General features: G+C 48.5%; 18 protein-coding genes and 1 pseudogene. 12 read left to right on the forward strand and 7 right to left on the reverse strand.

Translation table 11 applies throughout. The annotated features are described in order from the left end of the window. The first annotated feature begins 51 nt into the window (after window positions 1-51). Window positions 52-856: pseudogene (locus J5A66_RS01765) on the forward strand (class I SAM-dependent methyltransferase). A gap of 187 nt (window positions 857-1,043) precedes the next feature. Here the strand turns inward: J5A66_RS01765 and J5A66_RS01770 are convergent. From J5A66_RS01770 to J5A66_RS01785, 4 genes are all read right to left on the reverse strand, one after another. Beyond that, on the reverse strand, window positions 1,044-1,502 hold the full coding sequence (locus J5A66_RS01770) for a GNAT family N-acetyltransferase (RefSeq protein WP_044122971.1): 459 nt from the start codon (window positions 1,500-1,502) through the stop codon (window positions 1,044-1,046). A gap of 220 nt (window positions 1,503-1,722) precedes the next feature. Further along, entirely contained in the window at window positions 1,723-2,127 is a 405-nt protein-coding gene (locus J5A66_RS01775; RefSeq protein WP_021590380.1) for a hypothetical protein, read from the reverse strand. Then, entirely contained in the window at window positions 2,124-3,368 is a 1,245-nt protein-coding gene (locus tag J5A66_RS01780; protein WP_021590367.1) for a site-specific integrase, read from the reverse strand. Before J5A66_RS01780 ends, J5A66_RS01775 begins: the two co-directional genes overlap by 4 nt. A 56-nt stretch (window positions 3,369-3,424) precedes the next feature. Continuing rightward, window positions 3,425-4,654: a site-specific integrase gene (locus J5A66_RS01785; RefSeq protein WP_021590409.1), complete on the reverse strand. Its 1,230-nt coding sequence runs from the start codon at window positions 4,652-4,654 to the stop codon at window positions 3,425-3,427. 686 nt (window positions 4,655-5,340) lie between these two features. Here J5A66_RS01785 and J5A66_RS01790 point away from each other — a divergent pair. The 4 genes from J5A66_RS01790 (at window position 5,341) to hemG (ending at window position 10,496) form a co-directional block, all read left to right on the forward strand. Continuing rightward, window positions 5,341-6,186, forward strand: a complete 846-nt coding sequence (locus J5A66_RS01790; protein ID WP_211790767.1) for a hypothetical protein — start codon at window positions 5,341-5,343, stop codon at window positions 6,184-6,186. A gap of 352 nt (window positions 6,187-6,538) precedes the next feature. Beyond that, window positions 6,539-7,747: an MFS transporter gene (locus tag J5A66_RS01795; RefSeq protein ID WP_211790768.1), complete on the forward strand. Its 1,209-nt coding sequence runs from the start codon at window positions 6,539-6,541 to the stop codon at window positions 7,745-7,747. Continuing rightward, window positions 7,744-9,111, forward strand: a complete 1,368-nt coding sequence (hemN, locus tag J5A66_RS01800) for an oxygen-independent coproporphyrinogen III oxidase (protein ID WP_211790769.1) — start codon at window positions 7,744-7,746, stop codon at window positions 9,109-9,111. The genes J5A66_RS01795 and hemN overlap by 4 nt, the downstream gene beginning before the upstream one ends. Window positions 9,112-9,122: 11 nt before the next feature. Continuing rightward, window positions 9,123-10,496, forward strand: coding sequence for a protoporphyrinogen oxidase (gene hemG, locus J5A66_RS01805; RefSeq protein WP_211790770.1), 1,374 nt, complete (start codon window positions 9,123-9,125; stop codon window positions 10,494-10,496). A gap of 162 nt (window positions 10,497-10,658) precedes the next feature. Here the strand turns inward: hemG and J5A66_RS01810 are convergent, their stop codons facing one another. After that, a complete protein-coding gene (locus tag J5A66_RS01810) occupies window positions 10,659-11,012 on the reverse strand; it encodes a helix-turn-helix domain-containing protein (RefSeq protein ID WP_211790771.1) in 354 nt (117 codons plus the stop codon). A gap of 284 nt (window positions 11,013-11,296) precedes the next feature. Between J5A66_RS01810 and J5A66_RS01815 the strand changes: the two genes are divergently transcribed. After that, entirely contained in the window at window positions 11,297-11,824 is a 528-nt protein-coding gene (locus J5A66_RS01815; protein WP_211790772.1) for a DJ-1/PfpI family protein, read from the forward strand. A 200-nt stretch (window positions 11,825-12,024) separates the two neighbouring features. Continuing rightward, window positions 12,025-14,319, forward strand: a complete 2,295-nt coding sequence (locus J5A66_RS01820) for a GH92 family glycosyl hydrolase (protein WP_211790773.1) — start codon at window positions 12,025-12,027, stop codon at window positions 14,317-14,319. Window positions 14,320-14,370: 51 nt separating this feature from the next. Here J5A66_RS01820 and J5A66_RS01825 read toward each other — a convergent pair whose 3' ends face one another. After that, window positions 14,371-14,583 (reverse strand): hypothetical protein, encoded by a 213-nt coding sequence (locus tag J5A66_RS01825; RefSeq protein WP_211790774.1) that lies wholly within the window; start codon window positions 14,581-14,583, stop codon window positions 14,371-14,373. Between the two features lie 17 nt (window positions 14,584-14,600). On the opposite strand from J5A66_RS01825, the gene J5A66_RS01830 reads away from it, so the two are divergent. Together J5A66_RS01830 and J5A66_RS01835 are read left to right on the forward strand one after the other, a co-directional pair. After that, a complete protein-coding gene (locus J5A66_RS01830; protein WP_211790775.1) occupies window positions 14,601-15,512 on the forward strand; it encodes a DMT family transporter in 912 nt (303 codons plus the stop codon). After that, window positions 15,509-16,492 carry an endonuclease/exonuclease/phosphatase family protein gene (locus J5A66_RS01835; protein WP_211790776.1) on the forward strand — a complete coding sequence of 328 codons (984 nt, stop codon included), beginning with the start codon at window positions 15,509-15,511 and terminating at the stop codon, window positions 16,490-16,492. The genes J5A66_RS01830 and J5A66_RS01835 overlap by 4 nt, the downstream gene beginning before the upstream one ends. A gap of 473 nt (window positions 16,493-16,965) precedes the next feature. Here J5A66_RS01835 and J5A66_RS01840 read toward each other — a convergent pair whose 3' ends face one another. Beyond that, window positions 16,966-17,238 carry an HU family DNA-binding protein gene (locus J5A66_RS01840; RefSeq protein ID WP_211790777.1) on the reverse strand — a complete coding sequence of 91 codons (273 nt, stop codon included), beginning with the start codon at window positions 17,236-17,238 and terminating at the stop codon, window positions 16,966-16,968. A gap of 209 nt (window positions 17,239-17,447) precedes the next feature. Between J5A66_RS01840 and J5A66_RS01845 the strand changes: the two genes are divergently transcribed. The 3 genes from J5A66_RS01845 to secDF all read left to right on the forward strand — a co-directional run bounded on the left by J5A66_RS01845 (window position 17,448) and on the right by secDF (window position 22,587). Further along, window positions 17,448-18,368, forward strand: coding sequence for a rhomboid family intramembrane serine protease (locus J5A66_RS01845; protein WP_211790778.1), 921 nt, complete (start codon window positions 17,448-17,450; stop codon window positions 18,366-18,368). A 9-nt stretch (window positions 18,369-18,377) separates the two neighbouring features. Continuing rightward, on the forward strand, window positions 18,378-19,466 hold the full coding sequence (locus J5A66_RS01850; RefSeq protein ID WP_211790779.1) for an endonuclease/exonuclease/phosphatase family protein: 1,089 nt from the start codon (window positions 18,378-18,380) through the stop codon (window positions 19,464-19,466). Between the two features lie 109 nt (window positions 19,467-19,575). Further along, on the forward strand, window positions 19,576-22,587 hold the full coding sequence (gene secDF, locus J5A66_RS01855; protein WP_211790780.1) for a protein translocase subunit SecDF: 3,012 nt from the start codon (window positions 19,576-19,578) through the stop codon (window positions 22,585-22,587). The last annotated feature ends 451 nt before the right edge of the window (window positions 22,588-23,038 follow it).

Here is a 23,038-nt window from a genome sequence, read left to right on the forward strand (position 1 = left end):
ACCTAATATGATTATAATCAATAAGAAACGGAATATTTTCATTCAATTCTTATATCGAACTCACGTTATTATAAGACAAATAAGGAAGCATGGAATGCAAGAACAAAAATTCATTTGCACTCTTCATTTTACGACTTGGATAAATTCAAGAAAGAGGTAAAGTCTGTTCCCGACTTGGATTTGTCTTTGTTGGGAGACATTCGGGGAAAGTCTATTCTGCATCTTCAATGTCATTTCGGCATGGATACGCTGTCCCTGTCAAAGATGGGAGCCAATGTCGTGGGAGTGGATTTCTCGGAAGAGGCTATACAAACGGCAAAGTCTTTGAATGAGGAATTAGGACTGAATGCACAATTCTGCTGCTGCAACATCTACGATGCACCTGTCGTGCTGCAAGGACAACAGTTTGATATTGTATATACATCTTACGGTGTTGTTAATTGGTTGCCCGACTTAACCCAATGGGGACATGTAATTTCACAAATGCTGAAAGACTGTGGAAGGTTCGTTATAGTGGAATTTCACCCCGTATTATGGATGTTCAATGAAGATTTTTCTCAAGTCCGATATGCTTATTCGCGCAAAGAACCTTACGTTGTGGAAGAAGCAACCTACACAGATTCGGAAAATGACAATCGGCAAAAGACTGTTACGTGGAATCACGGGGCTGGCTATAGTGCTGAATGGTTTGCTCTGTAATGGTTTGCAGATAAAGTCTTTCGAAGAGTATGATTACTCGCTTTTCAACCTGTTCGGGAACATGATTGCCGAAAAGAACGGAACGTTCAAAATCGCAGGAAAGAATGGTGAGATACCGATGCTGTTTTCTGTTGTTGCCGTGAAACCTCCAAGATGAAGGAAAATTTGATAAGAAAGAAACGGCATGACTATTGAGAAAAGGTCGTGAGATATAAAGAACTTGTTCCATTAAGTACAGAGCAAGTTCTTTCTGTTTAATCTGCTTCAAGTTCCGTTGTTTATCGGATAAATTAATTTATTTTTTCTTAAACTACTTTATTGTATGGAGTTAGATAAACTCGGAATTACCTGTATCTCTTCATAATGTATTTCAGCCTTGGAGTCTCAATTACTTCATTGATTTCAAACCCAAGTTTCTCATAAATCCTCTTTGCTTTTTGGTTGAAATCAAAGACCGTTAGGGAAATACTTTTAATATTATCATCCTCAAGAATGAAATCTACAAATCTTTTTAGGGCCTCAGTCCCAAAGCCCAATCCTGTTTTTCGGGAATCTATTACAAATCTACCTATGTGTATGTTATCCTTGCCAATTCGTACTTCTTGTATCATTCCGATAAATTCCCCTTGGTTGAATATCGAAAACACATTTCCCAAGTCCTTTATTTTATCATAGTCCAGCGGGTAAGAAATTTTGGGACCCATCCATTGCTCCTGAAACTCTTTTCCTTGTTCATTGGACCATTCACATAAAAGCAAGGCATTGTCTTTATTTATTCCCTTTTCAATTCTAATATCCCTCATCTCGTTAAAAGTTTCGGTTATATTGCAAAGATATACAAATTGTTTGAAATATAAAACAAGCATCGCCTTGCTTTTCGATGCAAAAGTTGCAAACTGTAGTTTGTTGTAGTAATAGCGATTTCTCCTTTCTGACTACACAATGCCAATCCTTTTTCTTTCACCGTATTATCCCTCCTTGTAGTAATGTAGTAAGATAATATCGGTGAAAGAAAAAAGTGTATCAATTGATACTGCCACTTCCGTATAGAAATATCTGTTTTACCATAGGTGTGGGGTGTTGTAACTCTTGGCAGATGTGTTTTCTGAACAAGTGGGCTTCCATGCTGTCCAATTGATAAGACAAAGCGATGATGATTGTGAGTGGATAAAGCGGAGCATATCCTCGCAGTCGTCCGTTCACATAGACTTCCTGCTCCCCTGTATCCCTTTCGTCGGGTTGCAGGGGAGAGACTTTTAGTAGAAGTTGCAGACGATAATTGAGCTTCCTCCATGTTACACTAAAGAAATCTACCAGTTCACTCTCTGTCATGGCTATATCGCCTTTGCCTTTGCGAATGATTTGCATCTTGTCGCCCCACTCGAAATAGCTGCACTCTCTTTTTGTCTGATGGTGATTGACATTCATACGGCTTCCTCCCTTATTTCTTCTTTTTGATGTTTCCTTATCAATCTGTCCATATCCTCCGAAATCTTATTATCGGTAACCTGTGCGTAGATTTGAGTACTGGATATAGAGGCGTGCCCCATCATCTTGGCAATGCTTTCGATAGGTATCCCTGCACTTAAACTCATCGTGCCGAATGTGTGCCTCGCCATGTGGTAGGACAACCGTTCTCTGATGCCACAAGCCTTGCCCACAATGCTCAGCTTTGCACTCATCACGCTACGGCTACAAGCACAGTGAAAAATAAAGTCGTCACCTTTTTCTTTCACCGTCTGCATTTCTTTCATGCTGGGTTGTTCTTCCTTACATTGATTGATGATGGCCTCCGCTATCGGGTGCAGGGGTACAATAAACTCCACCTTTGTCTTCTGCCTTTCTTTACGGATATATTTCTGTCCGTCGGCTGCCGTTTGAATATGTCCAAATTGCAAATGTTCCATATCAGCAATAGCCAAGCCCGTAAAGCATGAGAAGATAAACATCCGTCTTGCTTGTTCTGCCTCTTCATCGTTTACTCTCAATGCCATGAGTTTGGCAACATCGCTCTTTTGCAGAAAGCGTATCTTCTGTTCCGCTTTCTCGTACTTGGAATTCTCAAAGGGATTGCAACGGATTAACCTCTGACTGACCGCACAGTACATCAGCCTACTCAGCCAACAAAGGTAACGATTTAGGGTAGCTGTTGCCAAACCTCGTCTTTTCAGATAGAAACGGTATTCTTCAAACAAGTCTTCCGTTATAGTGGCTATGACTATATCCGTCATTCCCTTATCCTTTACAAACTCTGTAAGTAACTTGTCTGAATAGAGAAGATTCTGATAAGTGCTTTTTGCTCTTGATTTACCCACGCACTCTTTAACGGATTGCAGTTCTGTCTTGCTCATGGCAAGAAGTGTTGTCGGTGTGGTGGCTATTCCCTGCAAACGGTTTTTAAGCAGTTCCACACTTACCACTCCGTCCTTTATCAGAATATCCTGATAGGTCTTCTCTACAAGTTCCTTAAACTCGCCGATTCTTTGATTGGTCTTCTTGTCGGTTGTCAGTCCTTGTTTGCTGTTCCACTCGGAGGACTTGCATTCCTCGCCTGTGGTAATGGCGGTACTCTTTCCGTCTATGGTGATACGGCAGAGAATGGCGGTCTTGCCGTCTGCCTTTGTTTTCTGTCTGTTGATATAGAATAGTGTCTTGAATGTACTTCTCATAGTCTTGTTGTTTTAATTTCTGGAATGAATGCATAAGAATATACAAAGTATAAAGATTAGATAGCCAACTGCATATCTTCAGTGAAAGAAATGAAACGGTTAAACTCCTCAAAGAGTTTCTGTGGTGTAACCTTTGCATAACGTTCGGTCATACTTACGTTCGTATGTCCGAGCATCTTACTCACCGTTTCGATTGGAACGCCCTGCTCTAAGGTGATAAGTGTGGCAAAGGTATGTCTTGCCATGTGCGAGGTAAAGGGAAAAGAAATACCTGCCCGTAGTCGCAAGGCTTTAAGACAGGACTGATAAGTGGAATATTTGATGAAAGGCAGCAGTGTTTCCCTTTCATCGCTGTGCATTTTCTCAATTAAGCGAACTGCTTCCGGCAACAATTTGATACGACAAAGCACACCCGTCTTCTGTCGGTTGAACTTCAACCACAAACTACCTGCATCATCACGAACAAGATGCTTCTTGCTTAGTTCCATCAAATCACAATAAGCTGCACCGGTATAACAGGCGAAGAGAAACACATCACGAGCAGTTCCCATTTCCTCTTCCAATTCATCAAAGCAGATTGCTTTCAGTTTGTTCAATGCTTCTTGGTCAAGTGCCTTGGGCGCTTTCTTCTCCCCGCGTTCTATATGGACTTTGTCAAACAGAAGCGTATCAGCCAACCCCTCACGATAAGCCAACCTGCAGACGGTCTTCAAATCTGCTGCAACTCTGAAGAATGTGCTTTGCTGATGACCGAGTTCGCCAAGACAAAATGCTTGTAATTCGTAGATAAAGTTTTCTGTCAGCTGCGAGAAAGCCAAATCCGAAACATGATACTTCCTCTGAATAAACTCCTGTAACCTTTTCCGAGTGGAATGATAGGCGTACATAGACCCTTCCTTGATGTCTATACCGATATGGCTTTCTTTCTCCTTGATGAGCATATCCAACCTTTCGATGAGCATGCATCGTGCCTGCACACTCCCTTGAAACAGTTCCTTTACATCGGTTGCATCAAATGGCTGCCCTTTGGCAATCAACGATTGAGAGGCAGATTGAATGGAAAGCAGCAGGTTCTCCAATCTCCCATTAACCTCCACCGCCTCACGGCTCTTGCCATCCATTCTGCTCTCACGTGGATTCCATAAGTCGGGATTGCAGGAGAGCTTACAACTGAACTGCGCAATACTCCTTCCAAGAGTTATCCGCCCCATAATCGGAGCTTTCCCCAACTTGTCCAAACTGCTCTTTTTAAGGTAGAGCAACACCTTCATTTTCTCTGTTTTCATACGCTTTAATATTTGTGGGTAAAATTACCCGAATTAAAGCGTTCCTCACATACGCAGAAAACTGCCGACCAAAGCAACAACCACATGAGCGAAAATATTTCAGTTACCGAATGCTACACCATCGTTACCAACATCAAAACAAGGTAACACTCTGGTAACTGAACTTCTGCCTAAATCTGCATATTTCTGCCCTTTACAAACAGAGCAATATCATGCTAATTTGTGCATTCCCTCCTCATTATCAGTTAGTTTGTGCCAACTCCTATACTTCTTCATTTTCATTGATTAGTTACTACTTACTACTTCCCTCCTTACAACCGAAAAGCTAAGGTTTTACACTCTATTTTCTTAGCTTTTGCGATGTGTTTTCTTAGCTTTCACACCTCAAAAGCTAAGAGAATAAAATTCGGTGTCTCAGATGTTTGAGTATCAACGGTTTACAATATTAAAATTAACGGGAATCGTTGTTCTCTCAATCGAATAGCTTGGGGGCGATGCAGAGTGGAAGGTTGCTTTCTGCAATTTAGGGCATTCCCTATCTCATCGTGGGGAAAATCCTCTTGACAGATGTGCCGAAAGCCATAATTTTGCAGCTGTAAACGGGACGCAACGCCACCCAACGACAGGCAAGGCCAAGATACGCTCCGACGGAGAGAAGGCAGTCATCCCCTAAAAACAGTAAGACGATGAGAGGAAACAGATGGATAGCAACGATGAGTGTTGCGATATGGCTTAGCAGTTGCGGCACCTATACAGGTTCAGGGATCTATGTCGGTGCCACGTTAGGTTCTGTTTTGGGGAGTGCCATTGGCGGAATCGGCGGCGGAGCCAGAGGTTCTGACATCGGAACGATTGTCGGTATGGCCGCCGGAGCAGCCGTAGGGACGGCAATAGACGCACAAGCCGAAGCAAAAGAACGGCAAGGAGCCGACGAACGCTACGAGCGCAGAAAGCCTGAAGGCAGCCGTGCACACGAGGAAGATGACGCTTACTATCACAAAAAATCCGATCGTGAACCCCAAACGGTGATAGACGAGAGCGGGTTTGATGCGCAAAACGGCGGTGACGACCGTTTGTACGATTTCACCGGCGTAGAATATACGGGCGATTATAGTGCACAACGTCCCACAACGGCTCCCTTTTCGCAGGCAGAAATAAGCCCCGTGCCGAGCATAGAACACCCGTTTGCACTGGAAATACGCAACGCCCGCTTCGTAGATGCCAATCAAGACAGGGCCATCTCTCGCGGAGAGCTTTGCAAAGTGATCTTCGAGGTGTGGAACAACGGTAGAGAAACGATCTATGATGTTCAGCCCTTGGTTGAAGAGATCGGCCGAAAGAGCCATCTATACATCTCGCCCGGCATTCACATTGAGAAGATAGAGGCTGGCAAAGCCATCCGATACACCGCGCTGGTGCAGGCAGCTAAACGCTTGAAGGCGGGCAGTGTGAAGATTTGCGTCTCGGTGTTGCAGGGCAATGGAAATGTTGTTTCCAAGGTCACGGAATTCAATATACCCACCCATCGGTGAGAACAGGATATACAGAGAGTATTGAATAGAAGAAAAAGAGAATTGGAAGTGTGGGGCGGATGCTTGCGTCTGCCCCAACTAAAAAGGCATTAGAGAGTATACGAATACCCAAAAAGAGAGTCGAATTACACACACAAGAGAGTTATTTTACAATAGAAAGAATCCACTGGCAAGTAGGCCCCGAGCCCTTGTCGGTGGTTTTTGTTTTGACAGAGGTTCCCCTTACGGATGGTGTTAGGAGACAGATCGTAGGGGCATCGGACAATCCCCACAAATGATGAGCGAGTTTTTTAGTCGGAAATGGCTATCTTTGCATCCCCTAACGGTGCAGCGTGCACCGCAAGAAATAGCGATGAGATTAGACAAAACAAAAACATTCAAGCTCTCCACTTTCTTCTGTCTGTACTTGGCACAGGCCGTTCCGATGAGCTTTTTCACCACGGCTTTGCAGGTGATCATGCGCGAACAGCAATTCTCGCTCTCGGCCATCGCCCTGTTGCAGTTGGTCAAACTGCCGTGGATACTGAAGATGTTGTGGTCGCCGATGATCGATAGGGCGTGCACAACCACACGAGGCTACAAACGATTGATTGTGGGTAGCGAGGTGGTTTACGCCCTTTTGATTCTTCTGGCGGGCGTGCTCAACCTGCAAATCAACGTCGGCACGATTGTTGTACTGGTGCTATTGTCGCTCGTTGCCTCGGCAACGCAAGATATAGGGACGGACGCTTTGGTCATCCTTTCTTCGCAAAAACGCGAGAAAGCCTTGCTCAACAGTATGCAGTCGATGGGTAGTTTCGGCGGAAGTTTGGTGGGTAGCGGCCTACTTTTGATGGTGTTGCACCGCTACGGCTGGAACATGGTGACGCAATGCCTCAGCGTGTTTGTGCTGGTGGCAGTGGTTCCGCTGCTCTTGAATAAGAATATCCAATTGCAAAAACCCAAAGACACGCGCCAACGGGCTCGCTGGAGCGATTTTGTTTGGTTCTTTACGCAGCGCGGTATCTGGCGGCAAATTGTCTTCTTAGCCCTCTATTATATGGGCATCATCGGCATTATGTCTACGTTAAAACCCTATATGGTAGACTTAGGCTACTCGATGCGCGAGATAGGAGTGATGAATGGGGTCGTAGGAGTGGCCTCTGCTTTTGTCGTTTCCTATCCTGCGGGAATGCTGGTGCGGCATTTCGGCTATGGGCGCACTCGGGTTTTCTTCGCTATTGTGATGCTCGTAGCCACGTCGTTCTTTGTCGTTCTCTCGCTCGGAAGGCCCTCTACGCCTTGGCTCATCGCTGCCATCGCCCTGTTATGGGCCAGTTATGGCATGGCTACGGTGGTGGTTTATACGTCTGCTATGCAGCATGTGCGACAGGGAAAAGAAGGAACCGACTTCACCGTTCAAACCGTTTTGACACATCTCACGGGCATTGTGGCGGCCGTTTTCAGTGGGATGGTGGCCGATAGGCTGGGTTATACGGCGATGTTCTCCCTGCAAACACTATTGGCTTTGGCCGCTTTGATATACGTCGTTTTAGCCTTTGGAAAAAGAAAAGCACTATGACCAACGAACAGATACTACAAAAATACAACACGCCTGTGCCGCGTTATACAAGCTATCCACCTGCCAACAGCTTCGAAACGTTCAGCAACGAGGCCTATATAAAAGAGGTAGAAGCCTCCAACGATGCACCCAACAATCATCTTTCTTTCTACATCCATGTGCCGTTCTGCCGGCATCTGTGCCACTATTGCGGCTGCAACTCGCTGCCGATGGCGAAAGATGAGACCGTAGAAGCCTATTTTCAGGCCTTGCATCAAGAGCTGGACATCTTGCTGCCATACCTCAATAAGAGTCGGAAAATCTCTCAAATACACTACGGCGGAGGAAGTCCGTCGTCCATACCACTGCATTATATCAAAGCGTTGAACGAGCATTTGCTCTCAGCTTTCGACACCATCGATCGGCCGGAGATAGCCATCGAATGCCATCCGGGCTATCTTTCTCAGGAGGATTGGACGTTTCTCACCGACTGCGGATTCACCCGTTACAGTTTGGGAATTCAGGATTTCAACGATAAGGTGTTAGAAACGGTCAACCGTCGACCCTCTCTCCTGCCCGTGGAAACCATTCTCGACATCCTGCGAGGCAGCGGAGCGCGAGTGAATCTCGACTTTATTTATGGCCTTCCGGGCCAATCTGCCGACAGCTTCGAACAGACAATCGAGCGGGCTATCTCACTGCATCCCGACCGCTTGGTCACTTTCAGTTATGCACATGTGCCGTGGTTGTATAAGAGTCAGTTGATTTTGGAGCGGGCCGGACTGCCCCATAACGACGAGAAAGTGCAGATGTTCGCTCGTGTTTCTAGGCTTCTCACCCATTCAGGTTACTGTCATATCGGCATGGATCACTTCGTTTTGCCCGACGACGACTTGCAAAAAGCTTTGGAAACGCATCAACTTCATCGCAATTTTCAAGGCTATTGTCCGCGCAGAATCACAGCCCAGGTCTATGCCTTGGGTGTTTCCGGCATCAGTCAATTGGACGGAGCGTATGCCCAAAATACCAAAAACGTTCGCCAATACATCACGCAACTCTCCGCTCATCAGCTCTGTATCGAGCGCGGTTATGCCCTGAACGCCCGGCAAAGGGTGGCCCGCGAGGTGATAGAAAGTTTAATGTGCAACAACCGCATTTCGTGGAACGACCTGTCGCAACGTCTCCATCTCGCTCCCGAAGAGGTGAAAGTAGCCATGCACTACGACGAAAACCGCTTGCAGGAGATGGCCCATGACGGACTCATCGTTTTCGATTCGCAACACATCGCTATGACTTCGGTTGGTTCGCCTTTCGTTCGTAACGTAGCGGCAGCCCTCGATCCGATGATGGTGAACACCGATAAGAGATTCTCGAAACCCGTATAACAACAAGAGAAATGGAAACGATACAACCTCAAAAGGTGGACACCGTCGTGGTGGGAGCCGGACTCACAGGACTCACAACAGCCCATACGCTGCGGCAAAAAGGCATCGACGTATGGGTGATAGAGAAGGAAAACCGCATCGGCGGACAGATTCGCACCTATCAGGAAGCGGGATTTACGTTTGAGAGCGGCCCTAATACCGGCGTCATTGCCAACCCCGAAGTGGCCGAACTCTTCAGCTCGCTCGAGCCCTTTGGCTGCCGATTGATCACTGCCAACGAAGAGGCCCGGCAACGATGGATCTGGAAACGTGGGCAGTTTCACCTGCTTCCCGTGGGCCTGAAGGGCAGCATTTACACCTCGCTCTTCAGTTGGTATGACAAGTTTCGCATTCTTGGCGAGCCTTTTCGAGCCAAAGGCACCGATCCCGATGAGAGCGTTGCCCAGTTGGTGGCCCGCAGATTGGGCCGCTCTTACGTCGATTATGCCGTCGACCCATTCATCGGTGGCATCTACGCCGGCGACCCCTCGCAGCTCGTTACACGCTTTGCCCTGCCCAAACTCTACAATCTTGAGCAGACCTACGGTAGTTTTATACGCGGTGCCATCGCAAAGATGCGCGAGCCAAAAAGCCCCCGCGACCGATTGGCCACCCGTGAAGTGTTCTCCGTCGAGGGCGGTTTGGAGCAGTTGATCGCCGCCTTGGGCCGAGCCGCTGGTCCCGAACGCATCGTGCTCGGCGCGCAAAACACCTGCATTACGCCTGTTGAGGAAGGTTGGAAAGTAGCTTGGCAGCGTGCAGACGGCACTCCACAAGCATTGCATTGTCGGCAGGTCGTCACCACCATCGGAGCCTACGCCCTGCCATCGCTCCTGCCTTTCGTCTCCAAGGAGCAGATCATGCCGCTCACACAGCTGCGTTATGCCCCCATTATACAGGTATCGGTAGGGATCAAAGACGTGCGTGGGAGAAGCCATCGAGCCTTTGGCGGACTGGTTCCCTCCTGCGAACACCGCCCCGTTCTGGGCGTTCTCTTCCCCTCGTCGTGCTTTGCGGGTCGCGCTCCGCAAGGAGGTGAGGTTTATTCGTTCTTCCTTGGCGGCATCCGTCATCCCGAAATGTTCGACAAAAGTGATGCCGACATCACGCAAATCATCCTGACTGAGCTTCGCGAAATGCTCGCCTTGCCGGCCGATATGCACCCCGCCCTCATTCGTATCTTTCGCCATCGCCATGCCATTCCGCAGTACGAGCAGAGCAGTAACGAGCGTTTGGCCGCCATCAAGACTCTCGAACGTCAGTTCGACGGACTTACCATCGCCGGCAATCTGCGTGATGGCATCGGCATGGCAGACAGAATCAAGCAGGGTTGCACCCTCTTTTAAAATAAAGAAAGAAGAAAAGACGGCCTGCAAAAGCTAAGAAAACGAGTTGCAAAAGCTAAGGAAATGCACGGCGAAAGCTAAGAAAATGAGCGTCAAAAGCTAAGGTTTTGAAAAACATTTTGCAAGGCCTTGAGAGTCAGACGCTTGCAAAGCGTGTTTCCGTTATCTGTTTTCTCCTGCCGTCACGGTATCGAAATGCGTCTCTGCCCACGCCAATAAGATGTCGAGATTGGGCATGAGCGATTGCCCAACAGGGGTAAGCGAATATTCCACACGAGGCGGAACCTCGGGGTAGAGCTTACGGTGAACGAGATGACAACTTTCCAAATTCTTCAGCGTTTGCGAGAGCATCTTTTGCGAACAGTCGGGAATGCTGCGGTCCAATTCGCTGAAACGCATCGTGCCCGTTGTGTTTTGATGCAACTCATAGAGCACCAATAGGCTCCATTTGTTGCTAAAACGACTCACCACCTGTCGGATAGGACAAGTGGGATAAAGGTTTTTCTTTTCTTTCATGTTGCAAAGATAGGGCAGGCGAATAGAGAGAAAACCGTTTTTCCGTCTGTCGATTGCCCATCATTTGGTGCAAAGGTAACAATAGTTTCTTTTCGTAAGTGTATTCATTCTCCCCAATTTTATTATAAGGTTAATCTTTATTAAATGTGTTTTCGGTGTTGTCACTGTCTGTCTAATTCCTACCCAGAGGTAAGCACCTCACCTCCTTGTAACTCTCTTGCACCGCATCTCAAAAGCAACTATCTTTGCACCACAAAGATCAACCATCTTAAAAGACAAGAAAAATGAGTAAAAAAGTAGCAGTAGTAGCCGTCAATCCGGTGAATGGTCTGGGTCTTTTCAGTTATTTGGAGACCTTTTTTGAAAACAAAATCGACTATCGCGTATTTGCCGTTTACGACGACGTGAATATCCGAACCAACTCGGGTGTTGCCTTGAAAGTCGACGACGTGATTGCCCATCTCGTGGGCAAGAGCAATGAATATGATGCTCTTATCTTTGCCTGCGGCGACGCTGTGCCGGTGTTTGCCCAAAATATGGACAAACCTTACAACCAAATGCTGTTGCAGGTGATCAAAGAGTTCGGGCAGTCGGGTAAACTCCTTATCGGTCATTGCGGTGCAGGCGTGTTCTTCGATATGGCCGAAGTGGATACCGGACGCCAGGTGGCGTGTCATCCTTACGTAAAAGATGCGGTGAAGAACGGTGTCTACAGCGATGCACCTTACGTCGTAGATGGAACTCTTTTCACTGCCGCCGAAGAAAATGAGCTGCATCTGATGCTGCCAGAAGTGGTGAAAGCTCTGCAATAAGTTCAGGCTCTGCACAGCGAAAAGCAGAGCATCCATCCGCAGAGGACGGAACTCCGTATCGCTAAAACAAACTTCGTATAACGGAAATGCCCGTTGCCAACAGTCGGCAACGGGCGTTTTTCATGCTGCATTTGGGCTTCGTATTCAATTTTTTACACTATCTTTGTACCAACAAAACCTAAAAAAACAATCTCCACACAATGAAGACGACCCTCAAAACTACATTTATTACTCTCCTTTTTAGCCTCTTGGGCAGTGCCATGGCTCAGGCAGGAAGTGGCGAAAAGACCTTTCCTGTAGACTATGTGAGTACGCTTGTGGGCACACAATCGAGCTATCAACTTTCCACCGGCAACACCTATCCAGCCATTGCCTTGCCATGGGGCATGAATTTTTGGGTTCCTCAGACCGGGAAAATGGGCGATGGATGGGTGTATACCTATGGAGCCGAGAAGATAAGAGGCCTGAAACAGACGCATCAACCCAGTCCGTGGATCAATGATTACGGGCAATTCGCCGTGATGCCTACCACCGGACGACTGGTGTTCGATGAAGAACGACGGGCGAGTTGGTTCTCTCATAAAGCCGAAACGGCACGTCCTTACTATTATCAAGTATATCTTGCCGACCACGATGTGACAGCAGAGATGGCTCCGACAGAGAGAGCTGTGGTGATGAGAATGACTTTTCCACAGACCGATAGTGCCTCGTTCGTAGTGGATGCCTTCGACAATGGGTCGTTTGTGAAGGTGATTCCGGCAGAGCAAAAGATAGTGGGCTTCACCACAAAGAACAGCGGTGGCGTGCCAGAAGGCTTTAAAAACTACTTTGTGATGCAGTTCGATCGTCCCTTCGACTATGTCTATGCCGTGCGAGACGGCATCATCACACCATCCGATTCGGCTCTATGCAACCACGCCGGAGCCATTGTCGGCTTCAAAACCACTCGGCAAGGCGAGCGCGTTTGTGTGCGTATCGCCTCATCGTTTATCAGTGAAGAGCAAGCATGGCGCAACCTGAAAGAGGTAGGAAACGCCACGTTGGAAGAGGTGAAAGCAAGAGGTCGGCAACGATGGAACGAGATGTTGGGACGCATCGAGGTGCAGGATGACGATATAGACCATCTTCGCACGTTCTATTCTTGTCTCTATCGCTCGTTGCTTTTCCCCCGACAGCTTTTCGAATACGATGCTTCGGGCCGACCGTTGCATAGAAGTCCCTACAACGGAGCGGTGCTTCCGGGACGCATGTACACCGACACGGGCTTTTGGGACACCTTTCGCAGTCTTTTTCCGCTACTCAATCTCCTTTATCCCGAGGTGAGTCGAGGTGTTCAGGAAGGCTTGAAGAATGCCTATCAAGAGAGCGGTTTCCTACCCGAATGGGCCAGTCCGGGCCACCGAAACTGTATGGTAGGCAACAATTCGGCATCCATTGTGGCCGACGCTTACCTCTGCGGATTGCACGAAAGCGATGCCGAGACGCTTTGGAAGGCCGTGACTCATGGAGCCAACGCCGTGCATCCCTCTGTGAAATCGACAGGAAGATGGGGCTATGAGCTTTACAATCGACTGGGATTTGTGCCTTATGATGTGAAGATTAACGAAAGTGTGGCACGCACATTAGAGTATGCTTACGACGACTGGTGCATCTTTCAGCTGGGCAAAGCCTTGGGAAAGACCAAGCGCGAGTTGGAACCTTACCGCAGAAGAGCCCTCAATTATCGCAACGTTTTCGATCCGCAGACCCGCTTGATGAGGGGCCGGAACAGCGACGGAACTTTCCAATCGCCCTTCAATCCCTTCAAATGGGGCGACGCTTTTACCGAGGGAAACAGTTGGCATTACACCTGGTCGGTGTTTCACGACCCAAAAGGGCTCATTCGTCTCATGGGCGGCAATGCCGCGTTCAACGCCATGCTCGACTCCGTTTTCAACCTTCCGCCCCTCTTCGATGCCAGTTATTACGGACAGGTGATTCACGAAATACGCGAGATGCAACTCATGAATATGGGCAATTATGCCCATGGCAATCAGCCCATTCAGCATGCCATCTATCTCTATAACTACTCGGGCGAACCCTGGAAAACGCAGTATTGGGTGCGCGAAGTGATGAATCGGCTCTACACCGCTGCTCCCGACGGCTATTGCGGCGATGAAGACAACGGACAAACCTCGGCTTGGTATGTCTTCTCAGCCCTGGGTTTCTACCCCGTATGTCCGGGTAGTGGACAGTATGTCTTAGGCTCTCCCTATTTCAAACGCATCGTTCTGCATCTGCCCGGAGGAAAAACCACCGAGATTTCCGCTCCGAACAACAGTCCGAATAACCGATATGTGGCCGAACTTTTCCTCAATGGGCAGCCCTATACACACAATTACGTCACCCGAAACGAACTTCTTGCGGGCGCATCGCTTAGGTTCCGGCTCTCACCCACGCCTAATCGGCAGCGCGGAACAGCCGCCGCAGATGCTCCTTACTCTTTCTCCGAATAGCATCTTAGAACCCTTTGTTGATGGGACGAGACGAGAACGCTTTCCCATCTCTTAGCTTTTGGCCTGCATTTTCTTAGCTTTCGCCATGCGTTTTCTTAGCTTTTGCACGCCAAAAGCTAAGAGATAGAGAAGAGGGTTTGATCCTTCCAACTCTTCAGGTTTGGCCAAGAGAGCTAAAAAGGTTAATTTTGTATGGTTTTTCGAAGCAAGAACGGGTTGTTTTTGCAGACCCTTAGTGGGATGAGGCCAGAGAAACGAATCCATTTTAAACAAACAAAAACATGACCGAAGAAAGAACTCTGATGCATCATGTGGTGGCCTTTGTCACGGTAGCCATATGGGGTTCCACGTTCATCTCTACCAAACTGTTGATTCATGCCGGGTTGTCGCCTGCGCAAATCTTTACGTTACGTTTTCTCATAGCCTATGTGCTGATGCTCGTTGTGGGGCTTTGGGGGCCGCGTGGGTTAGGTGGCCGCCGACTGTTGAGCGACAGTTGGCAAGACGAAGCCTGCATGATGTTGCTCGGAATCACAGGAGGTTCGGCATTTTTCCTTTTCCAAAACGAAGCCTTGGCCTTCTCTACGGCCACCAATGTGTCGTTGATCGTCTGCTCGTGCCCGTTGTTCACGATGATTTTGTTACGTCTTTTTTATGCAGACACCTCTCTGGGGCGGTGGCAAGTGTTAGGAACGGTCTTCTCTTTCGTAGGGATGGCTGTGGTGGTGCTTAACGGGCAGTTTGTACTCAACCTCTCTCCCTTGGGCGATTTCTTAGCCCTTTGCGCTTGTTTGGCGTGGGCGGTCTACTCGCTCGTCATCAAACGCATGAACAAACGTTACAATAGCTTCTTCATCACCCGCAAAGTGTTTTTCTACGGACTGCTGACGATGTTGCCCTATTACGCCTTTGTGCCTCGGTTTCCCCAGTGGCAACTGTTGCTTCGACCGGAGATTGTGGCGCATTTGCTCTTTCTGGGCGTACTGGCCTCGATGGTTTGCTTCCTGACATGGACGTGGGTGATGGGTAAACTCGGAGCGATGCGCGCCACCAACTATATCTACGTCAACCCCATTACCACGATTGTGTTTGCCGCTTGGGTGCTGCATGAAACCATCACCGCTTATTTCATCGTCGGAACACTGCTCATCCTGCTGGGACTTTTCCTCAGCGGAAAGATTCAAAACCGATGAATGCTCTGCTCGTTCTGCTGCTCTCGGTCTTTACCTTGGTGCAACTCAACTGCGAAAATCTTTTCGACTGCACCCACGACCCGCAGAAAGCCGATCAGGAATTCTTGCCCGATGCCGCCAAACATTGGACGGTGGCGCGGTATTGGAAGAAACTGAACCGCATCGGTCAGGAGATTATCGCCTGCGGAGGCGAAGGTTCTGTCTGGGCATTGCCCGATGTGGTGGCTTTGTGCGAGGTGGAAAACGACAGCGTTATGCGTGATCTCACGCGCCGTTCCTTGCTTCGCACCGCCCGATACGAATATGTGATGACCCATTCGCCCGACCGTCGAGGCATCAACGTGGCCCTTTTGTATTCGCCTTTCACCTTTTCGCTGCTCAAGAGTTATGCCTTGCGCATACCACCGATGGCCGGAAGACCGCCCACGCGCGACATTTTGTATGTCAAAGGCCTCACCGCGGCGGTAGATACCCTGCATCTCTTCGTGCTGCATGCCCCGAGTAAGGCCGGCGGAGAGGTCGAGACGCGCCCGTTTCGTATAGCGGTGGCGCGAAGATTGTGCCAATCGGTCGACTCGATTCGCCGTCTCGAGCCCCACGCCCGCATCCTTGTGGTAGGCGATTTCAACGACGATGGCAAGGCCGAATCGCTCCAACTGATGGCTCAAAGCGGACTGACCGACGTTTCTCTCAATGCCTGTGGCACGCACGGAGCTAAAGGAACCTATCGTTATCAAGGCGAGTGGAGCTGCTTAGACCATGTTTTTGCCTCTTCCGAAATCGCGGATAAGGGTGTGAGCTGCACCATCTTCGATGCTCCTTTCTTGCTGGAAGCGGATGAAAAGTATGGAGGCTGGCGACCGTGGCGCACATATTTCGGTCCTAAATACCAAGGTGGATTCAGCGATCACCTGCCCTTGGTGGTGCGGTTGGGCGTGTCTTCTTCTGCTTCTTCTAACCCGTTGGAATCCACAGAATAACAGAGCCCTTTTCAATAGCTAAGAAAACGCACTGCGAAAGCTAAGAAAATGCAGACTCATCTCTTAGTTTTTGGCTTGCGTTTTCTTAGCTTTTGAAAAACGTCTTCCTGGTGTGAAGAAAATAAAGGCTCCGAATGAGGAGGACGATAGGAATAGGGAGGGTATCTTTCACCTTATTATATATAAGGTTGTTGGGGAAACAGTCCATTGACAAAATGGACAGAGCGTGTATCAAGCCGCATAAAGATGAGAGCAAAACGGAGAGTACCCGGTGGTTGAAACAGCCTCTTGGATGGGCTTTACATCCCCCTCTTATTTCGTCAAACGTTTGAAAGAGCAGTTTCACACCCGGCTGAACGAGGTGCAAAGCGAAATGCTGTGGATGCAGAAACACTTGAAAGAGAGGGCAAAAAGAGAAGAGGGCCGTTCCCATTTGGGAAACAGCCCTCTTCCAACCTTTATGGTATGGCGTATTATTGAATGGCGTCTGTCAGTTCAGCACCAGCCTTGAATTTAGCCACTTTCTTAGCGGCAATCTTGATTTTCTGCTTGGTAGCGGGGTTGATACCTTCGCGTGCGGGACGCTCGTTCACGCTAAACGTGCCGAAGCCAACCAGCTGTACTTTGTCACCTGCTACGAGAGCTGCTTTCAATGCACCTACGCATGCGTCTAATGCTTTCTTCGAATCAGCTTTGCTCAAGCCCGAGCCAGCTGCGATTTTGTCGATCAATTCAGTTTTGTTCATATTATTTGAATTATAAAGTGATAAATGTTAGTCCTTTTATCTGGTTTTGCTGACAAATATAGAGCATTACTTTTAAAGGACAAACAAAAAATAAAAAAAAGTCAAGAGATTTTTGAAATTTTGTCGTTAGACGGCCCTTTTTATGCCCATTGACGGATATTTTTAGTACTTTTGCGCGCACAAAAACGCTAAAAAACGACTGTATAGAAATGGGCAACATACCTACTGTAACGAAGAATCTGCTGATCGTCAACGTGCTGGCTTATTTGGCGACGGTGGTTCTGAAAACTTCGCTTGGCATTGACTTGAACGACCTGCTCGGACTCCACTTTTTTATGGCGTCGGACTTTAGGGTGTATCAGCTCTTTACCTATATGTTTATGCACGGCGGACTGGCTCACATCTTCTTTAATATGTTTGCCCTGTGGATGTTCGGCGTGGTGGTGGAGCGCGTTTGGGGACCAAGAAAATTTCTGTTCTATTATCTTTCGTGCGGAGTGGGGGCCGGATTGATGCAGGAATTGGCGCAGTTTGTAGAGATTTATCTCGACTTCAACGCGCAGGCACCTATCGGTGTGGCCGATGCTTTTGCGTTGATGCGGCATTATACGACGCAGCTCAACGGGCTTACCACGGTGGGCGCATCGGGTGCTATCTATGCCATTCTGTTGGCTTTTGGTATGATTTTCCCCGAAAACAGAATCTTTATCTTTCCTCTCCCCATCCCGATCAAGGCCAAATGGTTCGTGGTGTTTTACGCCGTTTTGGAGCTTTATCAGGCCATGACAGGAGCAGGCGGCAACGTGGCGCACCTTGCTCACCTGGGCGGAATGGTGTTTGGCTTCTTCATGATTCGCTATTGGCAGCGACATCCCTCGCAAAACTATAGACAAACGGGGGGAGGCAATGTGTTCGAAAAGATGAAGGAGACTTTTGGTAAGTACAACCAAACAGGGCAACAACCCTTCGAACAGGAGCCGCAACGCGAGAGCGACTGGGACTATAACGCCCGTAAAAAGAGAGAACAGGAGGAGATAGACCGTATATTGGACAAAATACGGAAGAGCGGATACGACAGTCTGACGAGGGATGAGAAGCAAAGACTCTTCGATCAAAGTAAGAAAAAATAAGACGACGGTATGCTGGAAAACATGAAGAAATGGACTGCTCAGCTGATGGGAGGAGCCAACGTGGCAACTATTCTCGTGATGCTGGTAGTGGGCTATTCGGACAGACTCAATCCCATTGACTACCCTTTCCTCTCTACGCTGGGACTGGCGTTCCCCGTTTTCTTAGTCATCAACTGCGCTTTTCTTGTTTTCTGGGCTTTCTTCAAACTGCGTGGCTGCATCCTTCCGCTGGTGGGCTTCATCGTTTGCTATGCACCCGTGCGCACGTACGTACCTTTTAATATCACGAAAACAGCACCCGAAGGAGCTATCAAGGTGATGTCTTACAATGTTTTTCTCTTTGGCGGCGGTGGAGTGCCTGATGAAGAACGTTGGAAAATGCTCGATTACATCAAGCAACAGAATGCCGATATTCTCTGTCTTCAAGAGGCCAACTTGGGCGGTCCCTTTCAAAAGACAATCGATTCGCTGTTCAATTCTATCTACGCTTATCAGGATTTTAGAGACAAAGGCATCACGGGCGATCGACTGGCGTTCTATAGCAAATATCCCATTCTTGGGGCCCGAAAGATTGAATACCCGGCTTCAGACAATTTTAGTATGGCCTATCTGTTGGATTTGGGCAGCGATACGGTGATTGTTATCAATAATCATTTCGCTACAACCGGACTCACCGAGGAGCAACGGCAGAACTTCAAAACCATGATGAAAGGCGAAATGCAGGCGGGACAAGTGAAGAACGAATCGAAAAAGCTGGTGCACAAGTTGAGCGAATATGCTCAGATAAGAGCTCCGCAGGTGGAAGCCGTGGCGCAGTTTGTGCGTGAACACAGGAATAGAAGCGTGATTCTCTGCGGCGATTTTAACGACAGTCCGATTTCTTTTGCACGGCATCGGTTGGCCAAAGAACTCACCGACTGCTACGTGGAGAGCGGTAACGGGCCAGGTATCAGCTATCATCGCAATAGCTTTTATGTGCGGATAGATTACATCATGTGTTCTCCCGACTGGCAACCGTATGGCTGCCAGGTAGACAACAGAATTAAAACCTCTGACCATTACCCCATTTTTTGCTGGTTGAAAAAGCTCCGCAAATAGCTAAAAATTGACAATAAGCGGAACAAAGTTTTCCGTTACTCCTAAAAAATAATTATCTTTGCACGGTTGTATCGTCACAGAAAAACAATAAAACAAAAATAAAGTAAAAATGCAAAACAAAGGTATCGTTATTGTAACTGCCGTCTTGTTGACGCTTGCAAGTATCTTCTACCTGTCGTTCTCCTTTGCTACCAGCTACTATGACAAGCAGGCCGCAGAGCTGAAAGACCCCATTGCCCAACAGAACTACAAAGACTCTGTGAAGTATCTTGGCATCTATTCTTATCAAAAATGCTTGGAAACACAGATTGGTCTCGGTCTGGACCTGAAGGGGGGAATGAACGTTATCTTGGAGATTAGCGTGCCGGATGTCATCGAAACGCTGGCAGACCACAAAAGCAATGCTGCTTTCTTGAAATCGTTGGAAGAGGCTAAAAAGGAAGAGGAAACCAGTCAGAGTGACTTTATATCCCTCTTTATCAAATACTACAAACAGAATGCACCGGGCCATCAACTGGCCGAACTCTTTGCTACGCAACAGCTCCAGGGAAAGGTTTCGCCGCAAAGCAGCGACTCGCAGGTGGAAAAGGTGTTGCGCCAAGAGGTGCAGGCGGCTATCGACAACTCGTTTAATGTGGTTCGCACGCGTATCGATAAGTTTGGTGTGGTTCAGCCCAATATTCAAAAACTCGAAGGCCAAGAAGGACGTATCATGGTGGAAATGCCGGGCGTACGTGAGCCGGAGAGAGTGCGTAAATTGCTGCAGGGCTCGGCTAACTTGGAGTTCTGGGAGACGTTCAACGCCTCGGAAATTATTCCTTACTTAACTCAGCTCGATGCTCGTCTGGCCAACGAAGGCTCGTCGGACACGGCCGCGGTAGACACTGCGGCTGCAAAAGCCAAGGCTGAAAAGGAAGTGGCTGCCGCGAAAGACAATGCTCCGAAATTTAAACTCAATACAGACGATAAGAAGACTGCGGCTGTAAAACAACAAAGCAGCGACGCACAGACCGCTGCTGCCTTGAAGGCGCACCCGCTCTTGGCACGCTTACAAACCACGGGTGGCAACGCCTTGAGCGTGGTGGGTTATGCCAACGTTCGCGATACGGCGGCCATCAACAAACTCATCTATGGCGATGTGGCCAAACAAGTGTTGCCGTCCGACCTGAAACTGCTCTGGAGTGCGAAACCTGCAGACGGTTTGAACGTCAAGAATATTTTCGAACTGCACGCCTTGAAGGTAACGACTACCAACGGACGAGCTCCGATGGAGGGCGACGTTATCACCGATGCGAGCGACGAATTCAATCATATGAGCGGTGCCCCTGAGGTGAACATGCGAATGAACTCGGACGGTGCGCGTCGCTGGGCGGCACTTACGAAAGCTAATGTTGGTCGTGCCATTGCCATTGTTCTCGACGATGCCGTATACAGTGCACCGCGTGTGAACGGCGAAATCGATGGTGGTTCGTCTTCCATTAGCGGAAACTTCACCATCGAAGACACCAAAGACCTGGCCAATACGCTGAAATCGGGTCGTATGCCGGCACCTGCCCGCATTGTGCAAGAAGAGGTGGTGGGCCCCACGCTCGGTGCCCAATCCATCCAGCAAGGTATCGAATCGTTCGCCATCGCCTTTGTTGTGCTCATGGCCTACATGATCTTGATGTACGGTTTTACACCCGGAATGATGGCCAACATGGCCCTCATCGTCAATCTGTTCTTCACGTTGGGCATCCTCACCTCTTTCCAGGCGGCCCTCACGATGTCGGGAATTGCCGGAATGGTGCTCTCGTTGGGTACGGCGGTAGATGCCAACGTGCTCATCTATGAACGAACGAAAGAAGAACTGGCTGCAGGAAAGGGCATCAAACAAGCCATCCGCGAGGGCTATGGCAATGCCTTCTCGGCTATCTTCGACTCCAACTTGACCAGTATTATCACCGGAATCATCCTCTATGTCTTTGGAACTGGGCCTATTCGAGGCTTTGCCACGACACTCATCATCGGTATCGTCTGCTCGTTCTTCACAGCTGTTTACCTCACACGTTTGGTTTACGAGTATCAGATGAAGAAAGACCGCTGGCTCGGACTTACCTTTACAACCGGTTTTTCGAAAAACTTCATGCAGAACGTGCGCTTCCCCTTCATGAGCATTTATAAGAAAACGTTTGCGTTGGTGGTTGTGCTGATCGTTGTATTCGTGGTGAGCTTCTTCACTCGCGGACTGAGTCGGAGCATCGACTTCACCGGTGGTCGCAACTACGTCGTGACCTTCGAAAAGCAAGTTCAGCCCGAGCAGGTGCGCTCCATCCTCTCCAATGCCTTCCCTGGCTGTACCACCGGCGCGCTGGCATTGGGAACTGACCACAAGACGATTCGTATCTCGACCAACTATAAGATAGAGAGCAATAGCCCAACAGTGGACGACGAGGCCGAAACCATCCTCTACAACGCATTGAAGAAGGCCGGACTGGTTTCGCAGAAGAATGTCGAAGCCTTCAAGAACCCCGATATCCGCCAAGGCGGTTCCATCATCAGCAGTACGAAAGTGGGCCCATCGGTAGCGAAAGACATCACCTACGGAGCCATCATCAGCGTATTCTTCGCCTTGATAGCGATCTTCGTCTACATTCTTATTCGTTTCCGCAACATCGCTTTCTCGGTAGGTTCCACTGTGGCACTGGCCATTGACACCACCATCGTCATCGGATTCTACTCGTTGCTGTGGGGATTCATGCCCTTCTCGCTGGAGATCGACCAAACCTTCATCGGTGCCATCCTCACCGTCATCGGTTATTCGATTAACGACAAGGTAGTGGTGTTCGACCGAATCCGCGAGAACATGCACCTGCACCAGAAGCAAGACTTCCGCAGTTTGTTCAACGACAGCATCAACCAGACCCTTGCCCGCACCATCAACACCTCGTTCTCGACGCTCATCGTGTTGCTCTGCATCCTCTTCCTTGGCGGCGAGAGCATCCAGAGCTTTGCCTTTGCGATGAGTCTTGGTGTCGTCTTTGGAACGCTCTCTTCCATCTTTATCGCGGCTCCCATCGCCTTCCTCACGCTGGGCAAGACGCAGAAGAGCCGTCCGCTCGAGGCCGAACTGGCTGTGTAAGCAAAGATCCTGTGCCGCCAATACGCGGTATGTCGAAATCGGGATTAGTTCCCTATCATTCGAAAGACGGACAAAGTGAATCTTTCACTTTGTCCGTCTTTTTGATGTCTGTTGGGGATTATTGTCGAAAAGAAGAGAAGGAAAATGAAGTTCGATCTCCTTAGCTCTTATCCTTTAGGCCGGAAAAGAATCTTCTATGCTCAAACTCTTAAGATTTCATGTAGAGAATCTTTTTTGATGCTCAGAATCTCAGAATTTCGTGCAGAAAAACTTTTTTGATGCACAGAATCTCAGGATTTCGTGCAGAAAATCTTTTTTGATACTCAGAATCTCAGGATTTCGTGCAGAAAACCTCTTTTGATGCACAGAATCTCAGGATTTCGTGCAGAAAAACTTTTTTGATACTCAGAATCTCAGGATTTCGTGCAGAAAATCTTTTTTGATGCCCAGA

It is taken from the genome of Prevotella sp. oral taxon 475 (genome assembly GCF_018127805.1).
GTDB lineage: Bacteria > Bacteroidota > Bacteroidia > Bacteroidales > Bacteroidaceae > Prevotella.